Below are 25049 nucleotides of genomic sequence, written 5' to 3'. Positions count from 1 at the left end.
GCAGCGAAATCAAGGAGGAGGGCGAAGCCCGGGGGACATTCGCGGAGGGAAGTACCCGGTGGCCTGTGCACGCGCCCCGAACATCGTCGATAGAACCGAGCCGCCCGCCGGAGACAATCCGCGCCGGAGGAAAACAGTTCAATGACCCATTCGACGAAGAAACGAACGCCGTCGCGTGCCGCACGGCATGCCCTCGGCCTGGCACTGGCCATCGCCGGCTTCTCGGCATACGCCCAGACCGAAGCAGCCGCACCACAACCCATGGCCGCAGCTTCAGCGCCCGCCGAAGCAGCACCCGCCGCACCCCCGCAAACCCGTCTGCGCTTCAACCGCGGCACCTACAAACCCGGCATCGAGCACCTGCGCGTGGTGCGCCGCGAGAACACGGTCCAGAACGTGGCCGGACAGGTGGCGCTGAACGTCGCGTTCGCGGTGCTGGCCGGCGGCGTGGCCGCGCAAGGCTTCTCGAAAGACGACCTGGGCGGCACCACGCTCGAAGAGCTCAAGGACGATCCGCTGGGCGTCAATCCCGCCATCAGCGACCTCAACGACGCCTTGAGCAAGGTCGCCACCGACATCTACCGCAAGCGCGCCGAGGCCGCACTGGCCACCGCCCTGACCGACGGCTCCACGCCCGAGGAGATCGAGGCGGCGCGCCAGATCCCGAAGGAAGCCGACACCCCGCTGCTCCCGGGACCGTGGCACCTGGTCTACGAGAACCTGCTGGGATCGGACGAGCTGTTCCGCCTCAAGTTCGGCGCCGACCTGGGGCGCCCCGGCTTCATGCGCCCGCCGATCGAATGCCGCTACCAGTCGGAGCCGGTCGCATGGGCACGGTGGCAGGCCGACAACTGGCAACTGCTGCGCGAAGAACGCGCAAAGGCCGTGGAGGCCTGCACCAAGATCATCTCTGCCGCACCCGAGAAGCGCTGGTAAGTCCGCGCCTTCGGTCGCTCAGTACAACCCGAGCTGGCGCGTCCGCAGCCGCGCCAGCCCCAGCAGTGCATCGGTGAACGGCGTGGCCACGCCCGTCAGCTCGCCCAGCTCGCGCACCACGGTGACGAGCGCGTCGAGCTCGACCGAGCGGCCCGCCTCCACGTCCTGCAGCATCGAGGTCTTGAACGCGCCGAGCTTCATCGTCACCGCGTGCCGGTCTTCGGGGCTCTGCGTGATCTCGATGCCGATGCGCCGGCCGATCTCCTTGGCCTCGAGCATCACCGCCGAGATGAAACCGCGCACGTAGTCGTCGCCCATGATCAGGTCGGTGGTGGCGCCGGTGAGCGCGCTGATCGGGTTCACCGTCATGTTGCCCCACAGCTTGAACCACACGTCCTTCTGGATCTGCGGCGACAGCGTGGTGTCGATGCCCGTGCTCTTGAGCAGTTCGACCAGCTTCTGCACGCGCGGCGTGGCCTCGCCCGAAGGCTCGCCCACGATCAGCCCGTTGCCGAAGTGGTGCCGCACCACGCCCGGCCCGTCGAGCGAGCAGCTGGCGTGCACCACGCAGCCGATCACGTTGCGCGACGGAATGGCCTTGGCGATGGCGCCCTCGGGGTCGACGGCCGCGAGGCGGTGCCCCGTGATCTCGCCGCCGAAGCCGCCTTCGAGGAACCACCACGGCACGCCGTTCATGGCCACCAGCACGATCGTGTCGGGTCCGATCAGCGGCCCGATGCGTTCGGCCACGCCGGCCAGCGCGGGCGCCTTCACGGCGATCACCACCAGGTCTTGAACGCCCAGTGCCTCGGGGTCGGCCACCGCGTTCACCGGCACGCGCGTGCGCACGTCGCCGCGCATCAGCGAAAGGCCGTCCTTCTGCAGCGCGTCGAGCGTGGCGCCGCGCGCCACGACGTTGAGGCGCTGGCCTGCCTGTGCAAGGCCGACGCCGATCCATCCGCCGATCGCGCCGGCGCCGTAGATGCAAATCTTCATGGGAACAGGCGCCTCAGTTGCGGTAGCTCGGGTCGATGCGGTCCACCTGCCGCACCAGTGCATTGAACACGTCCTGCCCGGCGCCGTGCGCGGGGCTGAACTGCAGCGCGTCGCGCGTGCAGCGCTGCGCGATCTCTTCGCTCACCGGAATGGCGGCGCCCATCGAGAAGGTCGCCATCTGGATCTCGCAGGCGCGTTGCAGCGTCCACAGGATCGCGAAGGTCTGCGGCAGCGTCTGGCCCCAGGCCAGCAGGCCGTGGTTGCGCAGGATCACCGCGTTGCGGTCGCCGATGCTCTTCAAGAGGCGCGGGCCCTCGTCGGCATGGATCGTGATGCCCTCGAAGTCGTGGTACGCCACCATGCCGTGCAGCTGGGCGGTATAGAAATTGGTCTGCTGCAGGCCGCCCTGCAGGCAGGCCACGGCCACGCCGGCCGTGGTGTGCGTGTGCATCACGCAGTGCGCGCCGGGCAGGCCGTCGTGGATGGCCGCATGCACCACGAAGCCGGCCGGGTTCACCGGGTAGGTCGAGCCGTCGAGCACCTTGCCCTGCAGGTCGATCTTCACCAGGTTGCTGGCCGTCACCTCGCTGTAGTGCAGGCCGAAGGGGTTGATGAGGAACTGCTTCTCGCCACCCGTCACGCTGTCGGGCAGCCGCACCGTGATGTGGTTGTAGATCATCTCGGTCCAGCCCAGCATCGCGAACACGCGGTAGCAGGCCGCGAGCTCCTCGCGCGCGGCGCGCTCGTCGGGATGGATCGAGGGATGGACCAGCGCCGACGGCGCGGTGGCGAGTGTGTTCATGGCAGTTCCTTCATGTGATCAACCTTCAGCCGTGAAGCCGACCTCTTTCACGATCGGCGCCCACTTGGCGGTGTCCTTCTTCAGCAGATCGGCCAGCTCGGCCGGCGTGGAAGACATGGCTTCCAGGCCGAAAGTGCCGAGGCCGTCGATCACGTCCTTCTGTGCGAGCGCGTTCTTCATCGCCGTGTTGAGCTTCGTCACCAGCTCGGGCGAGGCCTTGGCCGGCAGGAAGAAGGCGAACCATTCGCTGTGCGCCATGTTCTTGATGCCCTGCTCGCCGAAGGTCGGCACATCGGGCGCGAAGCGGCTGCGCTTGGCACCCGACACGCCCAGGATGCGCACCTTGCCCGACTGCAGGTGCTGCGTGATGTCGCCGATGGGGCCCGACACCGCCGAGATGTTGCCGCCCAGCAGGTCGAGCATGGCCGGCTGCGTGCCGCGGTAGGCCGCGTGCTTGAGCTCGACGCCGCCCTGCTTGCCCAGCAGCGCACCGATGAAGTGCGGCGTGGAGCCCGCGGCCGGCGAGCCGTAGTTGGCGCCGGCCGGGTTGGTCTTGGCCCAGGTGAGGAACTCGGGCACCGTCTTGATGGTGGCCGGTACGGCCGGGCCGACCGCGAAGCCGAAGTCGAAGATGCAGGCCAGGCTCACGGGCGTGAGGTCGACCATCGGGTCGTAGGGCAGCTTCTTGTAGATGTGCGGGTAGATCGTGAGGATCGACGTAGGCGTCTGCAGGATGGTGGTGCCGTCGGCCGGACGGCCCTTCACGTAGCTCACGGCGATCTGGCCGCCCGCGCCGGTGCGGTTCTCGACCACGGCGGTCTTGGCGTAGTCGGGGCTCAGCTTCAGCGCAATGCGCCGGCAGGTGGTGTCCGAGGTGCCGCCGGCCGCGAAGCCGGTGACGATGGTGGCGTTCTCGAGCGCGGCAGCCTGCGCAAAGGCCTGCTGGCCGAGGCTGGCGAGCAGCGCCGAAGCGCCGGTGGACTGCAGCATGTGGCGGCGGGTGAAGGTCATGTCTGTCTCTTTTCGGGATGGTGAGGAGTCAACAGGATCACGACTCGTCGCGCAGCCAGGTGACCGCGCCCGAGTGGGTCACGGCGCCCTGGTGGGCAGGGCGCACGGTGAGCGCGTATTTTTCCAACAAACCACCGTGCGCCACCCCCGCGTTTACCTCACGTCCGGCCAGCCGCGAGGCGATTTCTTCCGCTGTCAGCTCGACCGAAATGCTGCGCGCCGCGGCGCGTGCATCGATGGCCACCATGTCGCCGTCGCGCAGCACCGCGATCGGCCCGCCGTCGGCCGCCTCGGGCCCCGCGTAGCCGATGCACAGGCCGCGCGTGGCGCCCGAAAAACGCCCGTCGGTGAGCAGCGCCACCTTGTCGCCCATGCCCTGGCCGTACAGCAGCGCGGTGATGCCCAGCATCTCGCGCATGCCGGGGCTGCCCTTGGGGCCTTCGTTGCGGATGACGATCACGTCGCCCGCTTCGTAGCGGCGGTTCTGCACGGCGGCCTGCGCTTCCTCTTCCGAATTGAAGACGCGCGCCGGGCCGCGGTGCACCAGCGTCTTCAGGCCCGCCGTCTTGAGCAGCGCGCCGTCGGGGCAGAGGTTGCCCTTGAGCACCGCCAGCCCGCCGTCGCGCGTGATCGGGTTGCCCGCTGCGCGCACCACGCGGCCGTCGGGCGCGGCGGCGTCGGCCACTTCCTCGGCCAGCGTGCGGCCGGTGAAGGTGAGGGCGTCGCCGTGCAGGAAGCCTTGCTCCAGCAGCGTGCGCAGGATCACGCCCGCGCCACCGATGTAGTACACGTCGCGCGCCAGGTACTGGCCGCCGGGGCGCAGGTCGGCAATGAGCGGCGTGCGCGCGAAGATCTCGGCCACGTCGTCCAGGTGGAACTTGATGCCGGCCTCGTGCGCGATCGCCGGCAGGTGCAGCGCGGCGTTGGTCGATCCGCCCGTGGCCGAGACCACGGCGCAGGCGTTTTCGAGCGCCTTGCGCGTCACGACGTCGCGCGGCAGCGGGCCGTCGCCCATCACCGCCTTCATGAGCTGTTTCGCGGCGCGGCGCATCAGCGGCGCGCGTTCGCTGAACACCGCGGGCACCATGCTCGAGCCGATGGGCGCCAGGCCCAGCGCTTCCGACACCATGCCCATGGTGTTGGCCGTGAACTGCCCCGCACAGGCGCCGGCCGTGGGCAGGCAGGCGCGGCTCATGGCGTCGAGCTCGTCGTGCGTGGCGGTGCCGGCCAGCACCTTGCCGATGGTCTCGTAGGTGTCGACCACGTTCAGGTCGCGCCCGTCGGGCCCGGGCATCTGCCCCGGCAGGGCAGAGCCGCCATGCACGAACACGCTGGGCACGTTGCAGCGGACCATGCCCATCATCAGGCCCGGCAGGTTCTTGTCGCAGGCGCCGATGGCGAAGATGCCGTCCCACTGGTGGCCGCGCGTCGAGGCTTCCACGCTGTCGGCGATGAGCTCGCGCGAGATCAGCGAGAAGCGCATGCCCGAGTGCGCCATCGTCAGGCCGTCGCTCACCGACACCACCGGGCATTCGTGCGGCGTGCCGCCGCCGGCGTAGATGCCGGTCTTGGCGTGCTGCGCCTGCTCGCGCAGGTTGAGGTTGCACGGGCTCATCTCGCCGCCCGTGTGGAACACGCCGACGTGCGGGCGCGCGATGTCCTCGTCGTCCTGGCCCAGCGCGTGCAGGAAGCTGCGCGTGGTCGCGCGGATCGTGCCCTCGCGGATGGTCGCGGAGCGGAAGCGTTTCGTGGGGTCGGTGGGCGTGGTCATGCGGCTGGCGAAGGCTGGCTCGTGGAAGGGCGGGGCGTCAGAACATGCCGTTCTTGTTCGCGGCGGTTTCGGGCACGGGCTGCACCACGTCCCAGTGCTCGACGATCTTGCCGTTCTCGAGCTTGAAGATGTCGACGATGGCGCTGCCGCGCGTGCCGGGTTCGCGCACCGCGTTCACGTGCAGGATCACGTAGTCGCCGTCGACGAAGCTGCGCTTGATCTCGCTCTTCGAGTTCGGAAACTTCTCGCGCAGGAAGGCGATGAACTTGCGAAAGCCCTCGGGGCCGTCGGCCGCCGTCGGGTTGTGCTGCACGTAGCGGTTGCCCACGTACTGCAACGCTGCGTCGGCGTCCTTCTGGTTCAGGCCTTTTTCGTAGAAGGCGAGCACGGTCTGGCGGTTGGCTTCCTGCCGGGCCTGCGCGGTCGAGGCCGGGCCCGTCTGGGCGCAGGCGCCCAGAAGCAGGGCGGCGGCAGCGGCGAAAGCCGCGAGGGTGGTGCGTCGCATCGAAATTTCCTTGAAAGGGGATCAGTAGCCGTTGGGCGCGGTGGCGCCCGGCGCGGCCTTGTACTTCGCGAGCAGCTGCTTGGCGGCGGCCGCGAGCAGGATGGTGTCGACGCCCACCGCCACGAACAGCGCGCCGGCCGCGAGCCACTTGCGCGCCTGCTCCTCGGTGGTCGAGAGGATGCCGGCCGCCTTGCCGGCCTTGCGGATGCGCGCGATGGCGTCGGCGATCACGGCCTGCACTTCGGGGTGGTTGGGCTGGCCCACGAAGCCCATCGAGGCCGACAGGTCGGCCGGGCCGATGAACACGCCGTCCACGCCCGGCGTGGCCGCGATGGCGTCGAGGTTCTTCATCGCCTCGACCGTCTCGGCCTGCACCAGCAGGCAGGTCTGCGCGTTGGCCTCGTGCAGGTAGTTCGGGTAGGCCTGCCAGCGCGAGGCGCGCGCCAGCGCACTGCCCATGCCACGGATGCCTTCGGGCGGGTAGCGCATGCCCTGCACCAGTTGCGCTGCCTGCTCGGCGGTGTCGACCATCGGCACCAGCAGCGTCTGCGCGCCGATGTCCAGGTACTGCTTGATCAGCGTGGTGTCGCCGACCGGAATGCGCACGACGGGATGCGAGCGCTGCGCGTCGGGTTGCGCCGACCACGCGCTGGAAATGCCTTGGAGCTGCGCGAGCACCGAGCGCACGTCGTTGGGCGCGTGCTCGCCGTCGACCAGCAGCCAGTCGTAGCCGGTGCCGGCCAGCAGCTCGGCCACGTAGCCGTCGCCCAGGCCGACCCACAGGCCGATTTGCGCTTGGCCGGCTTGCAGGGCCTGCTTGAAGGTGTTGAGTGGGGTGTGCATGAAAAAAACTCGTCAGACGAAGCGAAAAGCGATGGAGCCCAGGGGGCCGTAGTCCGCGTGGAAGGTGTCGCCCGGCACCGCGTTGGTGGGCCGCGTGAAAGAGCCGCCCAGCACGATCTCGCCGGCTTCGAGGCATTCGTCCCACGGCGCGAGCTTGTTCGCGAGCCAGGCCACGCCGGTGGCCGGGTGGTTGAGCACGGCCGCGGCCACGCCCGATTCTTCGATCACGCCGTTCTTGTAGAGCAGCGCGCTCACCCAGCGCAGGTCGACCGCGTCGGGCTTCACCGGCCGGCCGCCGAGCACGATGCCCGCATTGGCCGCGTTGTCGGCGATGGTGTCGAACACCTTGCGCATGGCCTTGGTGTGGCGGTCGAACTGCTCGATGCGCGCGTCGATGATCTCGATGGCGGGCACCACGTAGTCGGTGGCGGCCAACACGTCGAAGATGGTCACGTTCGGCCCCTGCAGCTTCTTGCCGAGCACGAAGGCCAGCTCGACCTCGATGCGCGGCGCGATGAAGCGGGTGAACGGAATGTCGCCGCCCTGCTCGAAGAACATGTCGTCCAGCAGCGTGCCGTAGTCGGGCTCGGTGATCTGGCTGGCCTGCTGCATGGCGCGCGAGGTGAGGCCGATCTTGTGGCCCTTGACGATGCGGCCTTCGGCGATCTTGTGCTTCACCCATTCGCGCGAGATGGCGTAGCCGTCCTCGATGGTCATCTCGGGAAAGCGCTTGGAGAAGTGCTCGACCTGCACGCGCGACTTCTCGCTCTCGTGCAGTTCGGCGGCCAGTTGGGCGATGGTGGCGGTGGAGAGCATGGGGGCTCGCTTCTTCTTTATGACTTGTTGAACAGGGGATGCAGGTTGCTGTGCTTGCCGTCGTACACCTGCCCCGGCGCTTCGTCGATCTGCAGGGTGATGCCGATGTGGCGCTGCGTGAAGACGGGTTCGAAATGCGCGCGCACGGCGGCCAGCAGCTCGTCGCCGGCTTTCTTCTTCACCGCCTCGGAACGGCCCGAGGCCATGCGCAGGTTCAGGTACACGAAGGCGTAGTCGGCCTGGCCGTCGGCCACCGCGTAGTGCGCGGCGGGGTAGGCCAGCACGCGCGTGCCGCCGGTGGGGAACACCGGCTTGCCGGCCTCGTCGCGCTGCTCGAGCATGGTGTCGGCCAGCGTGCGGCACAGCGCCGACATGTCGGTCTCGGCCTCGATGTTGGGCGTGTACAGGATCACCAGGTGCGGCATGGTCGTGCTCCGTTCAAACCACCGACATCGTCGCGGCCGTGCAGGTCACCGCGAAGATCGGGATGGCCTTCATGTGGAAGATCTCGCCCTTGCCGCGCGCGGCCGCGGCCACGCTCAGGAAGGTGCGGATCTCGAAGCCGCCCTGGCCCGCTTCGCGGTAGGTGGCCTCGTCGCCGTAGTCGGCCTGCGACAGCAGTGCCTCGCGGTCGTTGGCGCACCAGCGGCGCATGAACTCGGCGTCCCACTCGGCATTCACCTTGCCAGAATCGGGCGTGGCCGGCCAGTGCGAGATGCCGCCCGTGCCCACCAGCGCGATGCGCTCGGGCACCTTGTCGCAGGCGCGGCGCAAGGCTTCGCCGAAGGCCCACGCGCGGTGCAGCGGCGTGAGCGGTGGGCCCTGGCAGTTGATGTTCACGGGAATGACCTTGGTGTCGAAGTTCGGCGTGAGGAAGTTCAGCGGCACCATGATGCCGTGGTCGAACTTCCATTCTTCCGCGTAGGCCACGTCCACCGTCTGCATCACCTCGCGGATCAGGCGCTGCGACAGCGCGGCGTCGCCGGGAATGGTGTGCTTCTCGATGCCCAGCCACTTCGGGTCTTCGATCGGGCCCTCGTAGCTGTCGGCCATGCCGATCGCATAGGCCGGCATGTTGTTCATGAAGAAGTTCGCGAAGTGCTCGGCCGCGATGACGATCACCGCGTCGGGCTTGGTCGCGCGCATCGCCTCGCCGAAGCGATGGAACTGCGCGTGGAACTCGTCCTTCACCGCCGGGTCGGCCAGGTGCGCGCGGCCGGTGATGCCGGGGGCGTGGCTGCACACGCCTGCGAATACGAGACTCATACGCCTGCCACCTTTTCGTCTGTGCCTGTTGTCATGGCGTAGATGCCGGCGCGCACGGGGCCGTACTTGCGCACGCCTTCGCGCATCGCTTCCAAGTAGTCCGCCCATGCCACGCCGAGCAGGGGTGCGAAGTGCATCAGCAGCTGGCCGTTGCACCCGAGCACGTAGAGCTTGCCGATGTCGCCGGTGCCGATGGCTTCGCGCTCTTCGTCGTTCAGGTCGTAGCCGGCCAGCAGCGTGGCGCGCGTGTCGCCGCCTTCACCGAAGCGGCGCTGCACCTCGGCGTCGCGGTTCAGCGCGAACAGGAATTTCTGCATCGCATAGAGGCTCATGGTCAGCCCTCGATCTGGATGTTGGCCTTGCGGATCACGTCGCCGTACTTCGCGATCTCGCTGCGGATGAACTCGGCAAAGCGCTCGGGCGTGCCCGACAGCGACGCGATGCCGCCCTTGTGGAACGCCTCGGTCACGGCCGGCGATGCCAGGGCGCGGTTCACTTCGGCGTTCACGCGTTGCACGATGGCGTCGGGCGTGCCGGCCGGGGCCAGCAGGCCGTTCCACGAATTGGACTCGATGGCCACGCCCTGTTCCGCCAGTGTGGGTATCGCGGGCGCGTACTGCGAGCGCTGCGCGGTCGCCATGCCCAGCGCCACCAGCTTGCCGGCCTGCACATGGCCGCGGAACTCGGGCCAGTTGCCGAACATCACGGTCACCTGGCCGCCGAGCAGGTCGGCCAGCGCGGGGCCCTGGCCCTTGTAGGGCACGTGCACGATGTCCAGGCCCATCTGCAGCTTGAGCATCTCGCCCGACAGATGCGCCGAGGTGCCGTTGCCGAAGGAGGCGAAGCTCAGCGTGCCGGGCTTGGCCTTGGCCTGGTTGCGCAGGTCGGCCAGCGTCTTCAGGCCGCTGCCCGGATGCGTGGCGAGCACGTGCTCCGACATGCCCATGAGCGCGACCGGGCGCAGGTCCTTGAGCGTGTCGTAGGGCAGCTTGCGCACCAGGGTGGGGTTGGCCGTGAAGCTGTTGGCCACGCACACGAAGCTGTGGCCGTCGGGCGCCGACTTGGCGACCGCATCGACGCCGATCACCGTGCCGGCACCGGGCTTGTTCTCGACGATCACCGGCTGGCCCAGCGCCTTACCGAGTTCGAGGCCGACGAGGCGCGCGACGAAGTCGGTGGTGCCGCCGGGCGTGAAGGGCACGACGATGCGCACGGGTTTGTTCGGCCATGCTGCTTGCGCGCGCGCCAGCGAGGGCAGGGCCGCGAATGCGGCGGCGCCCTGCAGCAGCGTGCGGCGTTGCGTGTTCACGCCACGCCCCAGTGCGGAATGTGGTGCGAGCCCATCGACACCGCGATGTTCTTCGGCTCGCAGAACACTTCGTAGCTCCAGGTGCCGCCTTCGCGGCCCGTGCCCGAGGCCTTGGTACCACCGAAGGGCTGGCGCAGGTCACGCACGTTCTGGCTGTTGACGAAGCACATGCCGGCTTCCACGGCGGCGGCCACGCGGTGCGCCTTGCCGATGTTCTCGGTCCACACGTAGCTGCTCAGGCCGTAGGCGATGTCGTTGGCCAGCTCGATGGCGTGCGCCTCGTCCTTGAACGGGATCAGGCAGGCGACCGGGCCGAAGATCTCGTCCTGCGCGATCTTCATGCGGTTGTCGACGTCGGCGAAGACGGTGGGCATCACGTAGTTGCCCTTCTTCACGCGCTCGGGCAGGTTCGACGGCACCTCGAGGCCGCCGCACAGCAGCGTCGCGCCTTCCTTCGGACCCAGCTCGATGTAGCTGCGCACCTTGGCCAGGTGGGCCTGAGAAATCATCGGGCCGACGATGGTCTTCTCGTCGAGCGGGTCGCCCACGACGATGCGCTTGGCGCGCTCGGCGAACTTCGCGGCGAAGTCGGCGTAGATCGACTGCTGCACCAGGATGCGCGAGCCGGCCGTGCAGCGCTCGCCGTTGTTGCTGAAGATCATGAACACGGCTGCGTCGAGCGCGCGGTCGAGGTCGGCGTCCTCGAAGATCACGAAGGGGCTCTTGCCGCCCAGTTCCATGCTGAACTTCTTCAGGCCCGCGCTCTTCACGATGCGGTTGCCGGTGGCGGTGGAGCCGGTGAACGAAATCGCGCGCACGTCGGGGTGCGCCACCAACGGCTCGCCGGCTTCCTTGCCGTAGCCATGCACGAGGTTCAGCACGCCGGCCGGAATGCCCGCTTCGAGCGCCAGCTCGCCCAGGCGCGCGGCCGTGAGCGGCGACAGCTCGCTCATCTTCAGCACGGCCGTGTTGCCGAAGGCCAGGCAGGGCGCGACCTTCCAGGTGGCGGTCATGAAGGGCACGTTCCACGGGCTGATGAGCGCGCACACGCCCACCGGATGGAACAGCGTGTAGTTCAGGTGCGTGGGCGTGGGGTAGGTGTGGCCGTCGACGCGCGTGCACATCTCGGCGAAGTAGTAGAAGTTGTCGGCCGCGCGCGGAATGAGCTGCTTGCCGGTCTGCGCGATCACCTGGCCGCAGTCGTTGGTTTCGGTCTGCGCGATCTCGGGCACGTGCTTGGCGATGAGGTCGCCGAGCTTGCGGATGAGCTTGGCGCGCTCCGGTGCGGGCAGGCCGGCCCACTTGGGGAACGCGGCCTTGGCGGCAGCCACGGCGGCGTTCACTTCGGCCTCGCCGCCCGAGGCGACTTCGGCCAGCACGTCCTGCGTGGCGGGGTTGACGGTTTCGAAGTAGTCGGCGCCTTGGACTGGCTTGCCGTCGATGAGGTGATGGATCTGTTGCATGGGCGTGAAGGTGTTGCGGCCTTGCGGCGGTGTGTCGTCAGTCGAGCTTGATGTCGCGCGCCTTGATCAGCGCGTGCCACTTCTTGCGTTCGGTGTCCACGAAGCGGGCCATCTCGGCGGCGTCCGTGGGGCGGGCTTCCCAGCCGGCGTCGTAGAGCTTCTGCTTCACGCCGGTGTCGTTCATGCTTTTCAGCAGGTCGGCGCCCAGGCGCGCCTGGATGTCCTTGGGCGTGGCGGCCGGTGCCACCAGCCCCTGCCAGGTGTAGGCCTCGACGGCGTAGCCGAGTTCCTTGGCCGTGGGCAGCTGGGGCAGCTGCGGCACGCGCTCGGTGGACATGGCCAGCAGCGGGATCACCTTGCCGGCCTTCACGGCACTGATGCCGCTGGGCAGGTCGAGCATCATCAGCGGCACCTGGTTGCCCATGAGGTCCTGCAGCGCGGGCGCGCCGCCCTTGTAGGGAATGTGCAGCAGCGACACGCCGGCCTCGCGCTGGAACAGCTCGTAGGCCAGGTGGTGCGGGCTGCCGGTGCCCGGCGTGGCGATGCTGTACTTGCCCGGCGAGGCCTTGAGCGCCGCGATGAGCGCCTTGGCGTCGCTGAAGCCCGCGCCCGGCGCGGCCGTGATGATCAGCGGCGAGCGGCCCATCATGCCGAGCAGCGCGAAGTCTTTCTCGGCGTCGTAGGGCAGCTTCTTGTAGAGCGCGGGGTTGTAGACCAGCACGCCGTTGTCGGCCGAGAACACGGTGTAGCCGTCGCCCGGCGAACGCGCCACGTTTTCCGACGCGATGATCGCGCCCGCGCCGGGGCGGTTGTCGACCGTGACGGGCTGTGCGAGCTGCTGCGAGAGCTGCGCGCCGGCCGTGCGCGCGAGGTAGTCGGTGCCGCCGCCGGCCGGGTAGCCCACGACCCAGCGCACGGGCTTGGTCGGGTAGGCCGAGGCGGTCTGTGCGGTGGCGGCCGGTGCGAGCAGCAGCGTGGCGGCGCTGGCCGCCACGAAGGCGGCAGCAAGGCGGAAGGTCCGGGTTCTGGCGGTCGTCATGGCGGTGTCTCCGTTTTTTTGAAAGGGGTGGCGCAGTTGGTTCGTCAGCGCGCGGCGATGGTGTTGACCAGCGCGCCGATGCCGTCGATCTCGGTCACGACCACGTCGCCCGGCTGGCAATCGACCACGCCGTCGGGCGTGCCGGTGAGGATCAGGTCGCCCGGCGACAGCGTCATGAAGCGGCTGAAGTACTCGATGAGGAAGGGCGCGTCGAAGATCATGTCGCGCGTGTTGCCCTGCTGCGTGACGGTGCCGTTCACCGTGGTGCGCAGCGCGAGCGCCATCGGGTCGGCCACGTCGGCCGCATCGACGAACCACGGCCCCAGCGGCGTGCAGGTGTCGCGGTTCTTCACGCGCAGGTTGGGGCGGTACCAGTTCTCGAGGTAGTCGCGGATCGCGTAGTCGTTGGCCACCGTGTAGCCGCCGATGAAGTCGTACGCGTCGTCGCGCTTCACGTGCTTCGCGGTCTTGCCGACCACGATGGCGAGTTCGCACTCGTAGTGCATGAACTTCACGTCGTCCGGGCGGTGCGTGAGCTGGCGGTGGCCGATGAGCGTGCTCTGGCCCTTGACGAACACCAGCGGTTCCTCGGGCGCCTTGAACTCCAGCTCTTTGGCGTGGTCGGCGTAGTTCAGTCCGAGCGCGAGGATGGTGCGCGGGCGCGCCGTGGGCGCGAGCGGCGGCAGCCACACGAGCTGTTCCTGCGGCACGACGCGGCCGTCGGCCAGCCGCACGGCGGCGTCGGCCTGGCCGTTGAATTCGTGCGCGGTGCCGGTGTGCTCGCGGCCTTCGAAGATGACGCGTGCGTGCTTCATGCTGCTTCCTTCGCCAGCGTGTTGCTCAGGGTCTCGAACCCCGGCGCGGAGATGTCGATGCGGTCGCCCGCGCGGGCCAGCGGACGGCCCAGGTCGCAGCCGAGCATCAGCACGTCGCCGTGCGCCAGCGTCATGAACTCGCCCACGTCGGCCAGCAGCTGCGGCGCGGGGCGCACGAGCTGCGAGAAGTCGATCGACTGCTTGAGTTCGCCGTTGATGCGCACCTCGACGCGGAACTGCGCCGGGTCGGCCACCTCCTGCGCGTCGCGCAGCGCCGGGCCGATGCCCAGGAAGCCGTCGACGCACTTGAACTTCACCGGCGGGCGGAAAAAGCTCGCATGCGGGATCGACAGGTCGTTCAGCAGCACGAAGCCTTCGATGTCGCCCTCGGCGCCGATCACCATGCCGATGCTGGCGCCGACTTCCACGTCGGACACCGCGGCGGGCACGGTGACGGTGCTGCCGTGCGGGCTCCAGGTGTTGGCCGTCTTCACGTAGAGCACGGGCGCCTTCGGCGGTGCCTTGTAGGGCGCCTCGGTCATCTGCGGCGCGAGCGCCGCGGCCTCGGCGCGGAAGTTCAGCAGCGTGCCGTACACGGTGCCGGTGGGGAGAAAGGAGGTGGTCATGGTTCGGGTTGCTCCAGCGCGATCAGTTCGTCCAGCAGGCCGTAGAGCTGCGTCAGCTTGGCCTTGCCCAGCGACTGCTCCATCCAGTCGTAGTGCGCCTCGATGCTGGTGCCCAGGCGCTTCACGAGCTTCATGCCGTGCGGCGTGGCCTCGACCACGGTGCGGCGCTGGTCGGCCGGATCGCGGGCGCGGGTGATGAGGTTGTCGCGCTCCATGCGCGCCAGCACGCCCGTGAGGCTGGGGCCGAGGATGAAGGCCTCGCGCGCGACGCGGCCGGTGTCGACCGCGCCGTGCTCGCCGAGCACGCGCAGCACGCGCCATTGCTGGTCGGACAGCGCGTGCTCGCGCAGGCTGGGCCGCGTGTGGGCCATCACGGCTTCGCGGGCCTGCAGCAGCAGGCGCGGCAAATTGCGGTGCGTGAAGGTGGTGCTCAAAAGCTGTGCCTCTCAGAATTATTTAACATGTTAAATGAATGCCGAGAAAACACGCCTGCGGGATAACCCTTGCGGGCTTGTTGGCGCTCAGTCGATCGTCGTGCCCGAGGCGCGGATCACCCGGCCCCAGCGTTCGGTTTCGCTGCGGATGTAGGCGGCCAATTGCTCCGGCGCGCCCGCGCCGTGCGCCCCGGGCGCGGCCGGCTCGAAGCCCTCGTTCTCGAGCTTCTGGCGCAGCGCGGGCTGCGCGACGAGGCGGGCGATCTCCTGGCTGCAGCGGTCGATGAAGGCCTTGGGCGTGCCCGCGGGCGCGACCACGCTCTGCCACGCCACCGCCTCGAAATCGGCGGTACCGGCCACGCCCGACTCGGCCACCGTCGGCACGGCGGGGAAGGTCGGCTGGCGCTTGCGCGAGGTCACGGCCAGCGCGCGCAGCTTGCCGCTGCGCACGTGCTGCAGGGCCGGCGCGATGTCGGTGAACATGAGCTGCAGCTGGCCGCCGAGCAGGTCGGTCAGCGCGAGCGCGCTGCCCTTGTAGGGCACGTGCACCATGTTCGCCGCGGTCGCGACCTTGAACATCTCCGCGCCCAGGTGCTGCGGGCTGCCGTTGCCGGCCGAGCCGTAGCTCAGTGCATCGGGGCGCGACTTGGCGAGCGCCACCAGTTCGGCCAGCGTGGTCGCCGGCACCGACGGATGCACCACCACCATCAGCGGCACCGCGCCGATGAGGCCGACGGGCGCGAAGTCTTTCGCGGGGTCGTACGAGAGCTTCTTGTAGAGCCAGGGGTTGATGGCGAGCGTGGTGCTGGTCGCGACCAGCAGCGTCGTGCCGTCGGGTGCTGCACGCGCCACCTGCGAGGCGCCGATGGCGGTGCCGGCGCCGGGCCGGTTGTCGACGATCACGGTGCGGCCCAGCGCGGAGCCCAGTTGCTGCGCGATGAGCCGCCCGAGCATGTCGGTCGTGCCGCCGGGCGCGTAGGGCACGACGATGGTGATGGGCTTCTCGCCTTGTGCCCGCACAAGGGCGGGACCTGCGGCGCAGGCGGCGGCGGACAGTGCGCCCAGATGGCGCAAGGCATGGCGACGGTTCATTGGCTTGTCTCTCTTTCTTTTTCGGGTGTCGGTGCGGCCACTGCAGCGGCGCCGCGCAGCAGGTCGACCAGCGCGAGCGCGTCGGCCGGCACGGCATGCCCGCGCCAGGCCACGTGCTGGTCGGGGCGCGAGAGGACGAGCGGCCGGTCGTACACGGCGGTGGCGTCCGAGGCACGGATGTCGAGCGTGCGCAGCGGCAGGCCGCGCGCCGCGGCGGCGGCTTCGAGCGGCGCGACATCGATCGCGGGGTCGAAGCGCAGCAGCGTGTAGCCCTCGCCGGGCATCGCCATCGCGTCGTACAGCGAGCACCCGTCGTCCAGCCACAGGTGCGGCGTGCGGCAGCCCGGCACGGTCGAGGGCGTGAACTCGTACATCGTGTAGGCGGGCGCGGCCTCGCCGTCGTAGGCGATGAGCGGCGAGCCGTCGTAGAAGTAGCCGAAGTTGAGGCCACCGCAGCAGTACTGCTGCACGTTCAGGTCGTACAGCGCCTGGCCGCGTGCGGCGCGCAGCGCGTCGCCCTCCGGCCCGGGCGCCTCGATGTCCTCGGGCACGCCTTCGCGCTGGCGCTGGAGCGCGAGCGCGTGGTTCATCGCGAACCGCGACACCTGCTCGGTGATCGGCTGGCGCTCGGCCTCGTGCGCCGCGAGCGCGCCCTCGGCCAGCCAGCCGTGCAGCCGGCCCGTGAGCAGCCACGAGAGGTTCATGGCGTCGGCGATGCCGGCGTTCATGCCATAGCCCGCCATCGGAATCCACAGGTGCGCCGCATCGCCGCAGATGAACACGCGGCGGTCGCGGAAGCGGTCGGCCACGAGCCGGCGGCCGACCCAGTCTTCGTTGGAGATCACTTCGTACTCGAAGTCGTCGCCCACGCCCAGGATCTGGCGGATCGCCCAGTCGCGGTCGATCGAGTCGAAGTCGGTCTCCTCGGGCAGCAGGTAGTTGTGCAGCAGCCAGGTCTCGCGCCCGTCGATGGCGTACACGTTGCCGCAGCGGCGCGGGTTCAGCGCGAAGGTGGCCCAGGCCGGCGGGTGCTTCAGCAGGCCCAGCAGCGCGGGCGCGCGGAAGTACGTCGACTGCACGCGGCCCACCACGTCGGTGCCGTGCAGGCTGGCGCCGATCTTCTTGCGCACCGTCGAGCGGCTGCCGTCGCAACCGACGAGGTACTGGCAGCGGATGCGCACCGTGCGGCCGTCGTCCAGGTCCACGCCCGTGGCCCACACGCCCTCGTCGTCCTGCTCGAAGTCGTCGATGCGCGTGCGGTTGCGGATGCGCAGGCCGGGCGTGCCCTCGGCATGCGCGAACAGCACCGGCTCGAGAAAGATCTGGTTGATGCGGTGCGGCGGCTCCGCCGTGGGCCACCAGGTGTCGGGGCCGCCGGTGGCGGTGTAGCGGTCGCGGCGCGCGGGGATCGGAATGCGCGACAGCTCCATGCCCGTCACGGCCGTGCGGTAGGCCACGTCGTTCGGGTAGTCGGCCGGCAGGCCCGCATCGCGCAGCGCCTGCGCCACGCCCAGGCGGCGGAACACCTCCATCGAACGCGCCGCGACGTGGTTGCACTTCACGTTGGGTGGCTCGCCGCGATGGCGGATCTCGGTCATCAGCACGTCGATGCCGCGTTGCGCCAGGTCGATCGCCAGCGTCAGCCCCACGGGGCCGGCGCCGACGATCAGCACCTGGGCTTGCAGTTGCTCGGTCATGGCTCGCTTGTCTCCAGATTCTTGTGAGGCGCCATTACAGTGCCGAACCGGCTCGCGGAAAAAGTGAAACTTTCATGGCCATTCATAAAAAACCACTATCAATGCGCGGCGTGCCCTCGGTGCGGCAGCTGCGCGCGTTCGCGGCCGTGTACCACAGCGGCCAGTTGTCGAGTGCGGCGGCTGCGCTGTCGCTGACCCAGCCGGCCGTCAGCGTGCTGCTGCGCGAGCTCGAAGCGCGGCTCGGCGTGCGCCTGTTCGACCGCACCACGCGTTCGCTGCAACGCACCGAGGCCGCGAACGAAGCCATCGTCTACGCCGAGCGCGTGCTGGCCGAACTCGATGCGCTGGGCACCGGCATGGCCGAGCTGGCGGCGGGCCGGCGCGGGCGCGTGCGCATCGCGGCCACGTCCACCATCGCGCAGACGCTGATGCCCAAGGCCCTGCGCCGCTACCTCGACCTGCATCCCGACGTGAAGGTGGCCATCGAAGACTGCGCGCCCGGGCAGTTCGTGGAGAAGGTCCTCGGCGAGCAGGTCGACTTCGGCGTGGGCACGCTGCAGGCGCGCACGCCGGGGCTGGACCAGCGCGTGTTCGTGCACGACCACCTGGCGGTGATTGCCGACCGCGACCTGCGCCTGCCCGGCACCGACCGCATCACGTGGCGGCAGCTCGCGGGCCATCCGCTGATCACGGTCAAGCCGGGGTACGGCGTGCGCAGCAGCATCGACATCGCCGCCGCAACCGCCGGTGTGCGGCTGGACATCGCCTACGAGGTGACGCTGCTGACCACGGCGCTCGCGATGGCGGCCAGCGGGCTCGGCCCGGCGCTGCTGCCGGCGTCGATCCTCGCGCATGCCGACCACACGCGGCTGGTGGCGCGGCGGCTCATGCGCCCGACGGTGGCGCGCAACATCGCGGTCGTGACGCGGCAGGGCCGATCGCTGTCGCCGGCCGCGGCGGCGTTCGCGGACCTGCTGGTGCGCGAATTCGCCATCGCCTGAACTGCGCCCCCTAAACTCGCTGCATGGCCAAGGACAAAACAACTTTCGTCTGCAGCGAATGCGGCGGCACCAGCCCCAAGTGGCTCGGCAAATGCCCCAGCTGCGGTGCATGGAACACACTCATCGAACAGGTCGCCGGCGCGGCCAACGGACCGGCCAACAACCGCTTCGGCACGCAGTTCGCGTCGCTCGCGGGCGCATCCGAACTCGCCACGCTCTCGGAAATCGAAGCCACCGATGTCGCGCGCACGCCCACCGGGCTCGACGAGCTCGACCGCGTGCTCGGCGGCGGCATCGTGTCGGGCGGCGTCACGCTGATCGGCGGTGACCCGGGCATCGGCAAGTCGACGCTGCTGCTGCAGGCGGTCGACGCGCTGCAGCGTGCGGGGCAGAACGCGCTGTACGTCACGGGCGAGGAAAGCGGCTCGCAGGTGGCGCTGCGCTCCAAGCGGCTCGGGCTCGACCACTCGCAGGTGCAGGTGCTGGCCGAGATCCAGCTCGAAAAGATCATCGCCACGCTCGACGCCACGCGCCCGGCCATCGCGGTGATCGACTCGATCCAGACCGTGTACTCCGACCAGCTCACCTCCGCGCCCGGCTCGGTGGCGCAGGTGCGCGAATGCGCGGCGCACCTCACGCGCTTTGCCAAGACCAGCGGCACGGCCGTGGTGCTGGTGGGGCACGTCACGAAAGAGGGCGCGCTGGCCGGCCCGCGCGTGCTCGAGCACATGGTCGACACGGTGCTGTACTTCGAAGGCGACACGCACTCGAGCTTTCGCCTCGTGCGCGCCATCAAGAACCGCTTCGGCGCGGTGAACGAGATCGGCGTGTTCGCCATGACCGAGCGCGGCCTGAAGGGCGTGACCAACCCGAGCGCGATCTTCCTGAGCCAGCATGCCGAGCCGGTGCCCGGCAGCGTGGTGCTGGTCACGCTCGAAGGCACGCGGCCGATGCTGGTGGAAATCCAGGCGCTGGTCGACAACGGCGGGCCGAGCCCGCGCCGGTTGTCGGTGGGCCTGGACCGCGACCGCCTCGCGATGCTGCTGGCCGTGCTGCACCGCCACGCGGGCGTGGCCTGCATGGACCAGGACGTGTTCGTCAACGCGGTGGGCGGCGTGCGCATCAGCGAGCCCGCGGCCGACCTGGCCGTGATGCTGGCCATCACCTCCAGCCTGCGCGGCAAGCCGCTGCCCAAGGGCTTCATCGCCTTCGGCGAAGTCGGCCTGGCCGGCGAGGTGCGGCCCGCGCCGCGCGGCCAGGAGCGCCTGCGCGAAGCGGCCAAGCTGGGCTTCAGCGTGGCCGTGGTGCCGAAGGCCAACGCGCCGCGCAAGGGCACGAAGGAGATCGAGGGCCTGACCATCCACCCGGTCGACCGCATCGAGGAAGCGATGGACGTGGTGCGACGGCTCGACTGACGCGCACCCGCACGACAACACCCCCACCAGGAGACCCCCCATGCAACTCATCGTCTCCGCCGGGCTGATCGCCGTGGTCGTGCTGTGGGGGCTGGTGTCTCCCGCGTCGCTCGACCGCGTGTTCAGCACCGCGCTCGCCGACATCACGCGCAACTTCGGCTGGTTCTACCTGTGGGTGGTGCTCGGGCTGGTGGTGCTGGCCTTCTTCCTGGCGTTCAGCCGCTTCGGCGACCTGAAGCTGGGCGACGAGGACGACGAGCCCGAGTTCTCCATCGGCGCCTGGTTCGCGATGCTGTTCGCGGCCGGCATGGGCATCGGCCTGGTGTTCTGGGGCGTGGCCGAGCCGATCTCGCACTACGCGAACCCGCCGCCCGGTGTGATCCCCGGCACGCCCGATGCAGCCGGCGTGGCCATGCGCTACGCCTTCTTCCACTGGGGGCTGCACCCCTGGGCGATCTACGGCATCGTCGGCCTGTCGATCGCCTTCTTCAGCTTCCGCCGCAAGGCGCTGCCGCTGGTCAGCTCGGCCACCGAGGCGCTGCCGTGGCGCTTCGTGCAGCGGCTGTCGCCGGCCTTCAACGTGCTGGCCGTGGTGGCCACGGCCTTCGGCGTCGCGGCCTCGCTGGGCATGGGCGCCACGCAGATCAACAGCGGGTTGCACGCGGCCTTCGGCACCGAGATTGGCCGCTGGACGCAGGCGGTGATCATCGTGGTGACGACGGTGCTGTTCATCACCTCGGCGGTCACCGGCGTCGAGCGCGGCGTGAAGTGGCTGTCGATGGGCAACCTGGTGCTGGCAGCGCTGCTGGCGCTCACGGTGCTGGTGGTGGGGCCGACCATCGCCATCGTCGAGACCTTCACCAACACGCTGGGTTCGTACCTTGCCGAGTTCGTGCGCATGAGCCTGCGCATGAACCCGTTCCGCAACAGCTCGTGGGTGGCCGATTGGACGCTCTTCTACTGGGCCTGGTGGCTGGCGTGGTCGCCGTTCGTGGGCCTGTTCATTGCGCGCGTGTCGCGCGGTCGCACGATCCGTCAGTTCATCCTGGGCACGGTGATCGCGCCCACGCTGGTGGGCTTCGCGTGGTTCTCGGTGTTCGGCGGCGCCGCGCTCAACTTCGAGATCTTCCAGGGCGTGCCGCTGGTCGAGTCGGTGAAGGCCGACGTGTCGACCACCATGTTCGTGATGTTCCAGGCCATGCCGATGGGCGGGCTGCTGTCGATCGTGGCGACGCTGCTGGTGTTCGTGTTCTTCGTGACCTCGGGCGATTCCGCGACGCTGGTGCTGGGCATCATGAGCACCCAGGGCAACCCGAACCCGCCGGCCCGCGTGAAGATCACCTGGGGCGTGCTGGTGGCGGCGATTGCGCTGAGCTTGCTGTTCGCGGGCGGCATCAAGGCGATCCAGACGGCGACCATCGTGTTCGCGCTGCCCTTTGCGTTCGTGATCCTGCTGATGGCGCTGTCGGTCACGCTGGCCATCCGCGACGACTGGAACGCCGAGCAGAAACGCGAACGCGAGCTGCGACGCAAGATGCGGCAGCTCGTGAACTGGTAACTGGCAAACCGAAGAAAAAAATGCCCGGCGCGTGGTGGACGCGCCGGGCAGACCCTCCCTACCTTCCCTGGCCTCCCTGGCCTTCTCTGATTCGTTGCTTAGCTTCCGATGTGCATCGTGAACGCCGGCCCGTTGTTGAGCACGCACTGGCCGCTGCCCAAGGTGGCGGAGTTCATCGTGTACTGGCAACTCAGGTTGCCGCCGCGACTGCCGGTGGCGTTTGCCACCCCGGCGGTGCGCGAGCCGGCCACGCGGGTCGCCTCTCCCTGAAACTGTTCGGCACCGATCTGTGCGCTGAAGTGGCCGCGGCCGTTCATGTCGTTGGTCACCGTGCCCCCGACGGCGCCGTAGCGCGCGGCTTCGGCGTTCGACGGATACAGCCGCGCGCTGAAGGTCTGTGACACCGGCCCAGGTGCCACGGCGTAGCTTTGCTGCGACGGCGCGACGGGAGCGGGTTGTCCGAGCGGCACCACGTAGCAACCGCTGAGGACGGTGCCCGCGAGTGCGGCGGCAAGGGTGAGTCGAACGATGGTGACGGAACGCGGGATGTTCATGCGTTTCTCGGTGGCCCGGGCAGATGCCCGTGCGGCGAAATGTGCCCGCACCCGCCCCGGCACCGCGTGCCTTTCGCCGGGAGTACCGCTTTCTGCGCCCGGCGGTAGCCACGGCGGCTACTGCGACGGGGTCGGGGCCGCACAATCGCGGGCCGTTTCTCGCAGGCACCGAATGAAATCCACCGCACCGCCCATTGCCGCCGTCATGGTCCACGTCACCGATGTGAACGCGGCGCTGCGCTGGTACGCCGACGCCTTCCCCGATGCGGTGCCGATGTCGATCGGCTCGCCGGCCTTCGAGTGCCTGTCGGTCCACGGCGTGCTGCTGGAGCTCGTGCCGGCCGACGCGAAGGTCGGCGCCGGTGCCTCGGGCTCGGTCGTGTACTGGAACGTCGCCGACTTCGATGCGGCGCTGGCCCACCTCGAGGCCTGCGGCGCGCCGCTGTACCGCGGCCCGCTGCGGCTCGAGGGCGACGAGCACATGGCACAGGTGCGCGACCCCTGGGGCAACTGCATCGGCTTGCGGGGGCCTTCCACCGGGCGGCGACAATGCGCCCCATGAATTTCCAGAAATTGCTGGTGCCCGTGGGGGCCGTCGTTCTCCTCGGCCTGTCTTGGCACCAATACGGATGGGGCGGCGTGGCGTTCGCCGGCGGTGCGATCGTGATGTTCCTGCTGATGCACTTCAACCGCACGATGCAGGTGCTCAAGCGGGCCGCCGACCGGCCCATCGGCACGGTGGCGAGCTCGGTGATGCTGAATGCCAAGCTCAAGCCCGGCGTGACGCTGATGCACGTCATCGCGATGACGCGCGCGCTCGGCGAGCAGCGCTCGCCCGAGAACGAGCAGCCCGAGCTGTACCGCTGGACCGACGCCGGCGGTTCCTACGTCGATGCCGTGTTCAACGGCGGCAAGCTGCAGAGCTGGACGCTCACGCGGCCCGAGGCGTCGGCCGACGAAGAAACGCCCGCGGCCTGAAGGCGGCGCGGGCGCTTCGCCTGATTCAGAACCTCAGAACGGCGCGTCTTCTTCTTCGGGCGTGTCGGCCTGAGCCGCAGGTGCGGTGGCCGCAGCCTTCGGCGCTTCATCCGGCGGTGCCGCCGAGAACGCCGCCTCGCCGCCCAGCGCGTCGAGCAGCGCCGGCACCAGCTGGCCGAGTTCGCCGGTGGCAATGGCCACGTCGGCGTCGAAGTTGTCTTCCTTCTTGCCACCCGCCGCGCCGTCGCCCGTGCCTTCGAGGAAGGTGATCTTGCGGATCAGCAGGCCGTGCGTGAGCTCGAAGGACACGCGGTCGTCCCAGGTGAGCGCCAGGCGCGTCGGGCGCTTGCCGTCGGTGATGTGCTGCTTGACCTCGTCGATGTCCAGCGCGTGCTTGGCGTAGCGCACCACGGCCTTGGAGTCGTCCGAGGCCTTGAGCTCGCACTCGCGGTCGATGCTGAAGCCGGCCGGCGGCTCCTGCGTCAACAGCCAGTTGGCCATGGCGGCGGCCGGTTCGATCTGCGTGTTGATCAGCGCCACGGCAAAGCCGTCGAGCGACTTCACGAGGCTGGTGACCACTTCGTCGGCGCGCGCGGCATTGCCGCAGTTGATCACGAGGCGGTTCTCGGCCTTGTCGATCCACACCGTGACGCGCGCGCTGCGCGTGAAGGCCATGGGCAGCAGCTCCAGGGTGATGTCTTCCTTGAGCTCCTTCTTTTCCTTCTTGCCGGGCTTGCGGCCGGTGGTGGTCTCGATGTGAGCGCAGCGCTCGTCCAGCTTGCGGCGCACCACGGAGCCGGGGACCTGCTTGCTCTCGATCATGTACTCGACCAGCCACTGGCCGTCGATGGATTCGACCAACGGGCCGTTGGCTTCGCCGCGGGGCTCGACCCAGCCGGCGGACTTTTCCTGCGAGGGGCCGCAAGGCACGAAGCGTTGCTTGGCCAGCCCTTCTTCTGCCTCGGTCAGTGATTGGGACCAGGCAGGTTCGATGCGATAGACGATGACGTTCTTGAATACGGACACGGGAACCCTTTTTCCACTGGTTGGCACAACCGGCCATTGTCGGGCACCCGGTTCCGGGCTCGGCCGTAAAATCGAAAGCTTTTGCGACTTCCCAGTGGGTCGCACCCCCACACCGCTCCCAAAGGAATCAGGAAATGAGCTCGATCCCCCCCTCGCTGGACGACCGTGACGGCAAGATCTGGATGGACGGCGAACTCGTGGACTGGCGCGACGCCAAGATCCACGTGCTGAGCCACACGCTGCACTACGGGTGCGGCGCCTTCGAGGGCGTGCGCGCCTACAAGACGGCCGACGGCAGCACGGCGATCTTCCGCCTGGCCGAGCACACCGAGCGCCTGTTCAACAGCGCCAAGATCCTGCGCATGAAGATCCCGTTCTCGCAGGAACAGCTGAACGAAGCCCAGAAGCAGGTCGTGCGCGAGAACAAGCTCGAAAGCTGCTACCTGCGCCCCCTGATCTGGATCGGCTCCGAGAAGCTGGGCGTGAGCCCCAAGGGCAACAAGATCCACGCCATGGTCGCGGCCTGGTCGTGGGGCGCCTACCTCGGCGAAGAGGGCATGCGCCGCGGCATCCGCGTGAAGACCTCCAGCTACACCCGCCACCACGTCAACATCACGATGACGCAGGCCAAGACGGTGAGCAACTACACCAACTCGATCCTCGCCAACATGGAAGCGCTGGACGACGGCTACGACGAAGCACTGCTGCTCGACGCGAGCGGCTTCGTGTCCGAAGGCGCGGGCGAGAACGTGTTCGTGGTCAAGGGCGGCGTGGTCTACACGCCCGACCTGTCGGCCGGCGCCCTGAACGGCATCACGCGCAACACCATCCTGCACATCTGCAAGGACCTGGGGATCGAGCTCGTGCAAAAGCGCATCACGCGCGACGAGGTGTACGTGGCCGACGAGGCCTTCTTCACCGGCACCGCCGCTGAAGTCACGCCCATCCGCGAACTCGACCGCATCGAGATCGGCAACCGTGGCGACGGCGGCGCGCGCGGCCCGGTCACCGAGAAGATCCAGTCGGCCTTCTTCGACATCGTGAACGGCAAGAACCCCAAGTACGCCCACTGGCTCACGAAGGTCTGAGGAACAAC

At 68.9% G+C, this 25049-nt stretch carries 27 protein-coding genes; 7 read left to right on the top strand and 20 right to left on the bottom strand.

The window, feature by feature from the left end; genetic code table 11:
• Positions 1 to 141: 141 nt before the first annotated feature.
• On the top strand, positions 142 to 936 hold the full coding sequence (locus AC07YS_RS28770; RefSeq protein WP_307589524.1) for a hypothetical protein: 795 nt from the start codon (positions 142 to 144) through the stop codon (positions 934 to 936).
• Between the two features lie 18 nt (positions 937 to 954).
• Here the strand turns inward: AC07YS_RS28770 and AC07YS_RS28765 are convergent, their stop codons facing one another.
• The 18 genes from AC07YS_RS28765 to AC07YS_RS28680 all read right to left on the bottom strand — a co-directional run bounded on the left by AC07YS_RS28765 (position 955) and on the right by AC07YS_RS28680 (position 17421).
• Positions 955 to 1932: a 2-dehydropantoate 2-reductase gene (locus tag AC07YS_RS28765; protein WP_070063517.1), complete on the bottom strand. Its 978-nt coding sequence runs from the start codon at positions 1930 to 1932 to the stop codon at positions 955 to 957.
• Between the two features lie 13 nt (positions 1933 to 1945).
• Entirely contained in the window at positions 1946 to 2734 is a 789-nt protein-coding gene (locus AC07YS_RS28760) for a class II aldolase/adducin family protein (RefSeq protein WP_070063516.1), read from the bottom strand.
• 18 nt (positions 2735 to 2752) lie between these two features.
• Positions 2753 to 3745 (bottom strand): Bug family tripartite tricarboxylate transporter substrate binding protein, encoded by a 993-nt coding sequence (locus AC07YS_RS28755; protein ID WP_495269710.1) that lies wholly within the window; start codon positions 3743 to 3745, stop codon positions 2753 to 2755.
• 37 nt (positions 3746 to 3782) lie between these two features.
• Complete coding sequence (gene ilvD, locus AC07YS_RS28750; RefSeq protein ID WP_495269711.1) at positions 3783 to 5516, bottom strand: dihydroxy-acid dehydratase; 1734 nt, start codon at positions 5514 to 5516, stop codon at positions 3783 to 3785.
• A gap of 37 nt (positions 5517 to 5553) precedes the next feature.
• Positions 5554 to 6021, bottom strand: a complete 468-nt coding sequence (locus tag AC07YS_RS28745; RefSeq protein ID WP_159273486.1) for a nuclear transport factor 2 family protein — start codon at positions 6019 to 6021, stop codon at positions 5554 to 5556.
• A 21-nt stretch (positions 6022 to 6042) separates the two neighbouring features.
• A complete protein-coding gene (hpaI, locus tag AC07YS_RS28740; protein WP_495269712.1) occupies positions 6043 to 6864 on the bottom strand; it encodes a 4-hydroxy-2-oxoheptanedioate aldolase in 822 nt (273 codons plus the stop codon).
• A gap of 12 nt (positions 6865 to 6876) precedes the next feature.
• Positions 6877 to 7680, bottom strand: a complete 804-nt coding sequence (gene hpaH / locus AC07YS_RS28735) for a 2-oxo-hept-4-ene-1,7-dioate hydratase (RefSeq protein WP_062476860.1) — start codon at positions 7678 to 7680, stop codon at positions 6877 to 6879.
• Between the two features lie 17 nt (positions 7681 to 7697).
• Positions 7698 to 8105: a 5-carboxymethyl-2-hydroxymuconate Delta-isomerase gene (locus AC07YS_RS28730; protein WP_495269713.1), complete on the bottom strand. Its 408-nt coding sequence runs from the start codon at positions 8103 to 8105 to the stop codon at positions 7698 to 7700.
• 13 nt (positions 8106 to 8118) lie between these two features.
• Positions 8119 to 8946: a DODA-type extradiol aromatic ring-opening family dioxygenase gene (locus tag AC07YS_RS28725; RefSeq protein WP_062476853.1), complete on the bottom strand. Its 828-nt coding sequence runs from the start codon at positions 8944 to 8946 to the stop codon at positions 8119 to 8121.
• A complete protein-coding gene (locus AC07YS_RS28720) occupies positions 8943 to 9278 on the bottom strand; it encodes an aromatic ring-opening dioxygenase subunit LigA (RefSeq protein ID WP_354345262.1) in 336 nt (111 codons plus the stop codon). The genes AC07YS_RS28725 and AC07YS_RS28720 overlap by 4 nt, the downstream gene beginning before the upstream one ends.
• Positions 9279 to 9280: 2 nt before the next feature.
• The gene (locus AC07YS_RS28715; protein ID WP_495269714.1) at positions 9281 to 10255 is read right to left on the bottom strand and encodes a Bug family tripartite tricarboxylate transporter substrate binding protein; all 975 of its coding nucleotides are present in this window, start codon (positions 10253 to 10255) and stop codon (positions 9281 to 9283) included.
• A complete protein-coding gene (hpaE, locus tag AC07YS_RS28710) occupies positions 10252 to 11718 on the bottom strand; it encodes a 5-carboxymethyl-2-hydroxymuconate semialdehyde dehydrogenase (protein WP_495269716.1) in 1467 nt (488 codons plus the stop codon). Before hpaE ends, AC07YS_RS28715 begins: the two co-directional genes overlap by 4 nt.
• Before the next feature lie 37 nt (positions 11719 to 11755).
• A complete protein-coding gene (locus AC07YS_RS28705) occupies positions 11756 to 12757 on the bottom strand; it encodes a Bug family tripartite tricarboxylate transporter substrate binding protein (RefSeq protein WP_493195533.1) in 1002 nt (333 codons plus the stop codon).
• Positions 12758 to 12801: 44 nt separating this feature from the next.
• Positions 12802 to 13572, bottom strand: a complete 771-nt coding sequence (locus AC07YS_RS28700; protein ID WP_495269717.1) for a fumarylacetoacetate hydrolase family protein — start codon at positions 13570 to 13572, stop codon at positions 12802 to 12804.
• A complete protein-coding gene (locus AC07YS_RS28695) occupies positions 13569 to 14198 on the bottom strand; it encodes a fumarylacetoacetate hydrolase family protein (protein WP_495269718.1) in 630 nt (209 codons plus the stop codon). The genes AC07YS_RS28700 and AC07YS_RS28695 overlap by 4 nt, the downstream gene beginning before the upstream one ends.
• A complete protein-coding gene (gene hpaR, locus AC07YS_RS28690; protein ID WP_056583837.1) occupies positions 14195 to 14632 on the bottom strand; it encodes a homoprotocatechuate degradation operon regulator HpaR in 438 nt (145 codons plus the stop codon). The genes AC07YS_RS28695 and hpaR overlap by 4 nt, the downstream gene beginning before the upstream one ends.
• Positions 14633 to 14719: 87 nt before the next feature.
• A complete protein-coding gene (locus AC07YS_RS28685; RefSeq protein ID WP_495269719.1) occupies positions 14720 to 15724 on the bottom strand; it encodes a tripartite tricarboxylate transporter substrate binding protein in 1005 nt (334 codons plus the stop codon).
• The gene (locus AC07YS_RS28680; RefSeq protein WP_495269720.1) at positions 15721 to 17421 is read right to left on the bottom strand and encodes an FAD-dependent oxidoreductase; all 1701 of its coding nucleotides are present in this window, start codon (positions 17419 to 17421) and stop codon (positions 15721 to 15723) included. Before AC07YS_RS28680 ends, AC07YS_RS28685 begins: the two co-directional genes overlap by 4 nt.
• A 74-nt stretch (positions 17422 to 17495) precedes the next feature.
• Here AC07YS_RS28680 and AC07YS_RS28675 point away from each other — a divergent pair, with 74 nt between their 5' ends.
• Genes AC07YS_RS28675 through AC07YS_RS28665 form a run of 3 tightly spaced genes read left to right on the top strand, consistent with a single transcriptional unit; the run spans position 17496 to position 21395 of the window.
• Positions 17496 to 18422, top strand: a complete 927-nt coding sequence (locus tag AC07YS_RS28675) for a LysR family transcriptional regulator (RefSeq protein WP_495269721.1) — start codon at positions 17496 to 17498, stop codon at positions 18420 to 18422.
• 23 nt (positions 18423 to 18445) lie between these two features.
• Positions 18446 to 19837 (top strand): DNA repair protein RadA, encoded by a 1392-nt coding sequence (gene radA, locus AC07YS_RS28670; protein WP_070063503.1) that lies wholly within the window; start codon positions 18446 to 18448, stop codon positions 19835 to 19837.
• A 40-nt stretch (positions 19838 to 19877) separates the two neighbouring features.
• A complete protein-coding gene (locus AC07YS_RS28665; RefSeq protein WP_495269722.1) occupies positions 19878 to 21395 on the top strand; it encodes a BCCT family transporter in 1518 nt (505 codons plus the stop codon).
• A gap of 98 nt (positions 21396 to 21493) precedes the next feature.
• On the opposite strand, the gene AC07YS_RS28660 is transcribed toward AC07YS_RS28665, so the two are convergent.
• Complete coding sequence (locus AC07YS_RS28660) at positions 21494 to 21949, bottom strand: hypothetical protein (RefSeq protein ID WP_492700169.1); 456 nt, start codon at positions 21947 to 21949, stop codon at positions 21494 to 21496.
• Positions 21950 to 22121: 172 nt separating this feature from the next.
• Here AC07YS_RS28660 and AC07YS_RS28655 point away from each other — a divergent pair, with 172 nt between their 5' ends.
• Together AC07YS_RS28655 and AC07YS_RS28650 are read left to right on the top strand one after the other, a co-directional pair.
• Positions 22122 to 22511, top strand: a complete 390-nt coding sequence (locus AC07YS_RS28655; RefSeq protein WP_167394955.1) for a VOC family protein — start codon at positions 22122 to 22124, stop codon at positions 22509 to 22511.
• On the top strand, positions 22499 to 22927 hold the full coding sequence (locus AC07YS_RS28650) for a glycerate kinase (RefSeq protein ID WP_095743211.1): 429 nt from the start codon (positions 22499 to 22501) through the stop codon (positions 22925 to 22927). The genes AC07YS_RS28655 and AC07YS_RS28650 overlap by 13 nt, the downstream gene beginning before the upstream one ends.
• A 33-nt stretch (positions 22928 to 22960) precedes the next feature.
• On the opposite strand, the gene AC07YS_RS28645 is transcribed toward AC07YS_RS28650, so the two are convergent.
• Positions 22961 to 23953, bottom strand: coding sequence for a recombination-associated protein RdgC (locus AC07YS_RS28645; RefSeq protein WP_095949800.1), 993 nt, complete (start codon positions 23951 to 23953; stop codon positions 22961 to 22963).
• Between the two features lie 134 nt (positions 23954 to 24087).
• Here AC07YS_RS28645 and AC07YS_RS28640 point away from each other — a divergent pair, with 134 nt between their 5' ends.
• Positions 24088 to 25041 (top strand): branched-chain amino acid transaminase, encoded by a 954-nt coding sequence (locus tag AC07YS_RS28640; protein ID WP_062476806.1) that lies wholly within the window; start codon positions 24088 to 24090, stop codon positions 25039 to 25041.
• The last annotated feature ends 8 nt before the right edge of the window (positions 25042 to 25049 follow it).

This window comes from Variovorax sp. GW458-11-26-14-LB1 (assembly GCF_059423965.1).
Note: the sequence above shows the minus strand (reverse complement) of the source record. Positions and strands in the feature narration are given on the sequence as shown.

Coding starts and splice junctions, on each gene's coding strand:
- AC07YS_RS28770 (WP_307589524.1), top strand. CDS start 142: ATGACCCATTCGACGAAGAAACGAACGCCGTCGCGTGCCGCACGGCAT.
- AC07YS_RS28765 (WP_070063517.1), bottom strand. CDS start 1,932: ATGAAGATTTGCATCTACGGCGCCGGCGCGATCGGCGGATGGATCGGC.
- AC07YS_RS28760 (WP_070063516.1), bottom strand. CDS start 2,734: ATGAACACACTCGCCACCGCGCCGTCGGCGCTGGTCCATCCCTCGATC.
- AC07YS_RS28755 (WP_495269710.1), bottom strand. CDS start 3,745: ATGACCTTCACCCGCCGCCACATGCTGCAGTCCACCGGCGCTTCGGCG.
- ilvD (WP_495269711.1), bottom strand. CDS start 5,516: ATGACCACGCCCACCGACCCCACGAAACGCTTCCGCTCCGCGACCATC.
- AC07YS_RS28745 (WP_159273486.1), bottom strand. CDS start 6,021: ATGCGACGCACCACCCTCGCGGCTTTCGCCGCTGCCGCCGCCCTGCTT.
- hpaI (WP_495269712.1), bottom strand. CDS start 6,864: ATGCACACCCCACTCAACACCTTCAAGCAGGCCCTGCAAGCCGGCCAA.
- hpaH (WP_062476860.1), bottom strand. CDS start 7,680: ATGCTCTCCACCGCCACCATCGCCCAACTGGCCGCCGAACTGCACGAG.
- AC07YS_RS28730 (WP_495269713.1), bottom strand. CDS start 8,105: ATGCCGCACCTGGTGATCCTGTACACGCCCAACATCGAGGCCGAGACC.
- AC07YS_RS28725 (WP_062476853.1), bottom strand. CDS start 8,946: ATGAGTCTCGTATTCGCAGGCGTGTGCAGCCACGCCCCCGGCATCACC.
- AC07YS_RS28720 (WP_354345262.1), bottom strand. CDS start 9,278: ATGAGCCTCTATGCGATGCAGAAATTCCTGTTCGCGCTGAACCGCGAC.
- hpaE (WP_495269716.1), bottom strand. CDS start 11,718: ATGCAACAGATCCATCACCTCATCGACGGCAAGCCAGTCCAAGGCGCC.
- AC07YS_RS28705 (WP_493195533.1), bottom strand. CDS start 12,757: ATGACGACCGCCAGAACCCGGACCTTCCGCCTTGCTGCCGCCTTCGTG.
- AC07YS_RS28700 (WP_495269717.1), bottom strand. CDS start 13,572: ATGAAGCACGCACGCGTCATCTTCGAAGGCCGCGAGCACACCGGCACC.
- AC07YS_RS28695 (WP_495269718.1), bottom strand. CDS start 14,198: ATGACCACCTCCTTTCTCCCCACCGGCACCGTGTACGGCACGCTGCTG.
- AC07YS_RS28685 (WP_495269719.1), bottom strand. CDS start 15,724: ATGAACCGTCGCCATGCCTTGCGCCATCTGGGCGCACTGTCCGCCGCC.
- AC07YS_RS28680 (WP_495269720.1), bottom strand. CDS start 17,421: ATGACCGAGCAACTGCAAGCCCAGGTGCTGATCGTCGGCGCCGGCCCC.
- AC07YS_RS28675 (WP_495269721.1), top strand. CDS start 17,496: ATGGCCATTCATAAAAAACCACTATCAATGCGCGGCGTGCCCTCGGTG.
- radA (WP_070063503.1), top strand. CDS start 18,446: ATGGCCAAGGACAAAACAACTTTCGTCTGCAGCGAATGCGGCGGCACC.
- AC07YS_RS28665 (WP_495269722.1), top strand. CDS start 19,878: ATGCAACTCATCGTCTCCGCCGGGCTGATCGCCGTGGTCGTGCTGTGG.
- AC07YS_RS28660 (WP_492700169.1), bottom strand. CDS start 21,949: ATGAACATCCCGCGTTCCGTCACCATCGTTCGACTCACCCTTGCCGCC.
- AC07YS_RS28655 (WP_167394955.1), top strand. CDS start 22,122: ATGAAATCCACCGCACCGCCCATTGCCGCCGTCATGGTCCACGTCACC.
- AC07YS_RS28650 (WP_095743211.1), top strand. CDS start 22,499: ATGCGCCCCATGAATTTCCAGAAATTGCTGGTGCCCGTGGGGGCCGTC.
- AC07YS_RS28640 (WP_062476806.1), top strand. CDS start 24,088: ATGAGCTCGATCCCCCCCTCGCTGGACGACCGTGACGGCAAGATCTGG.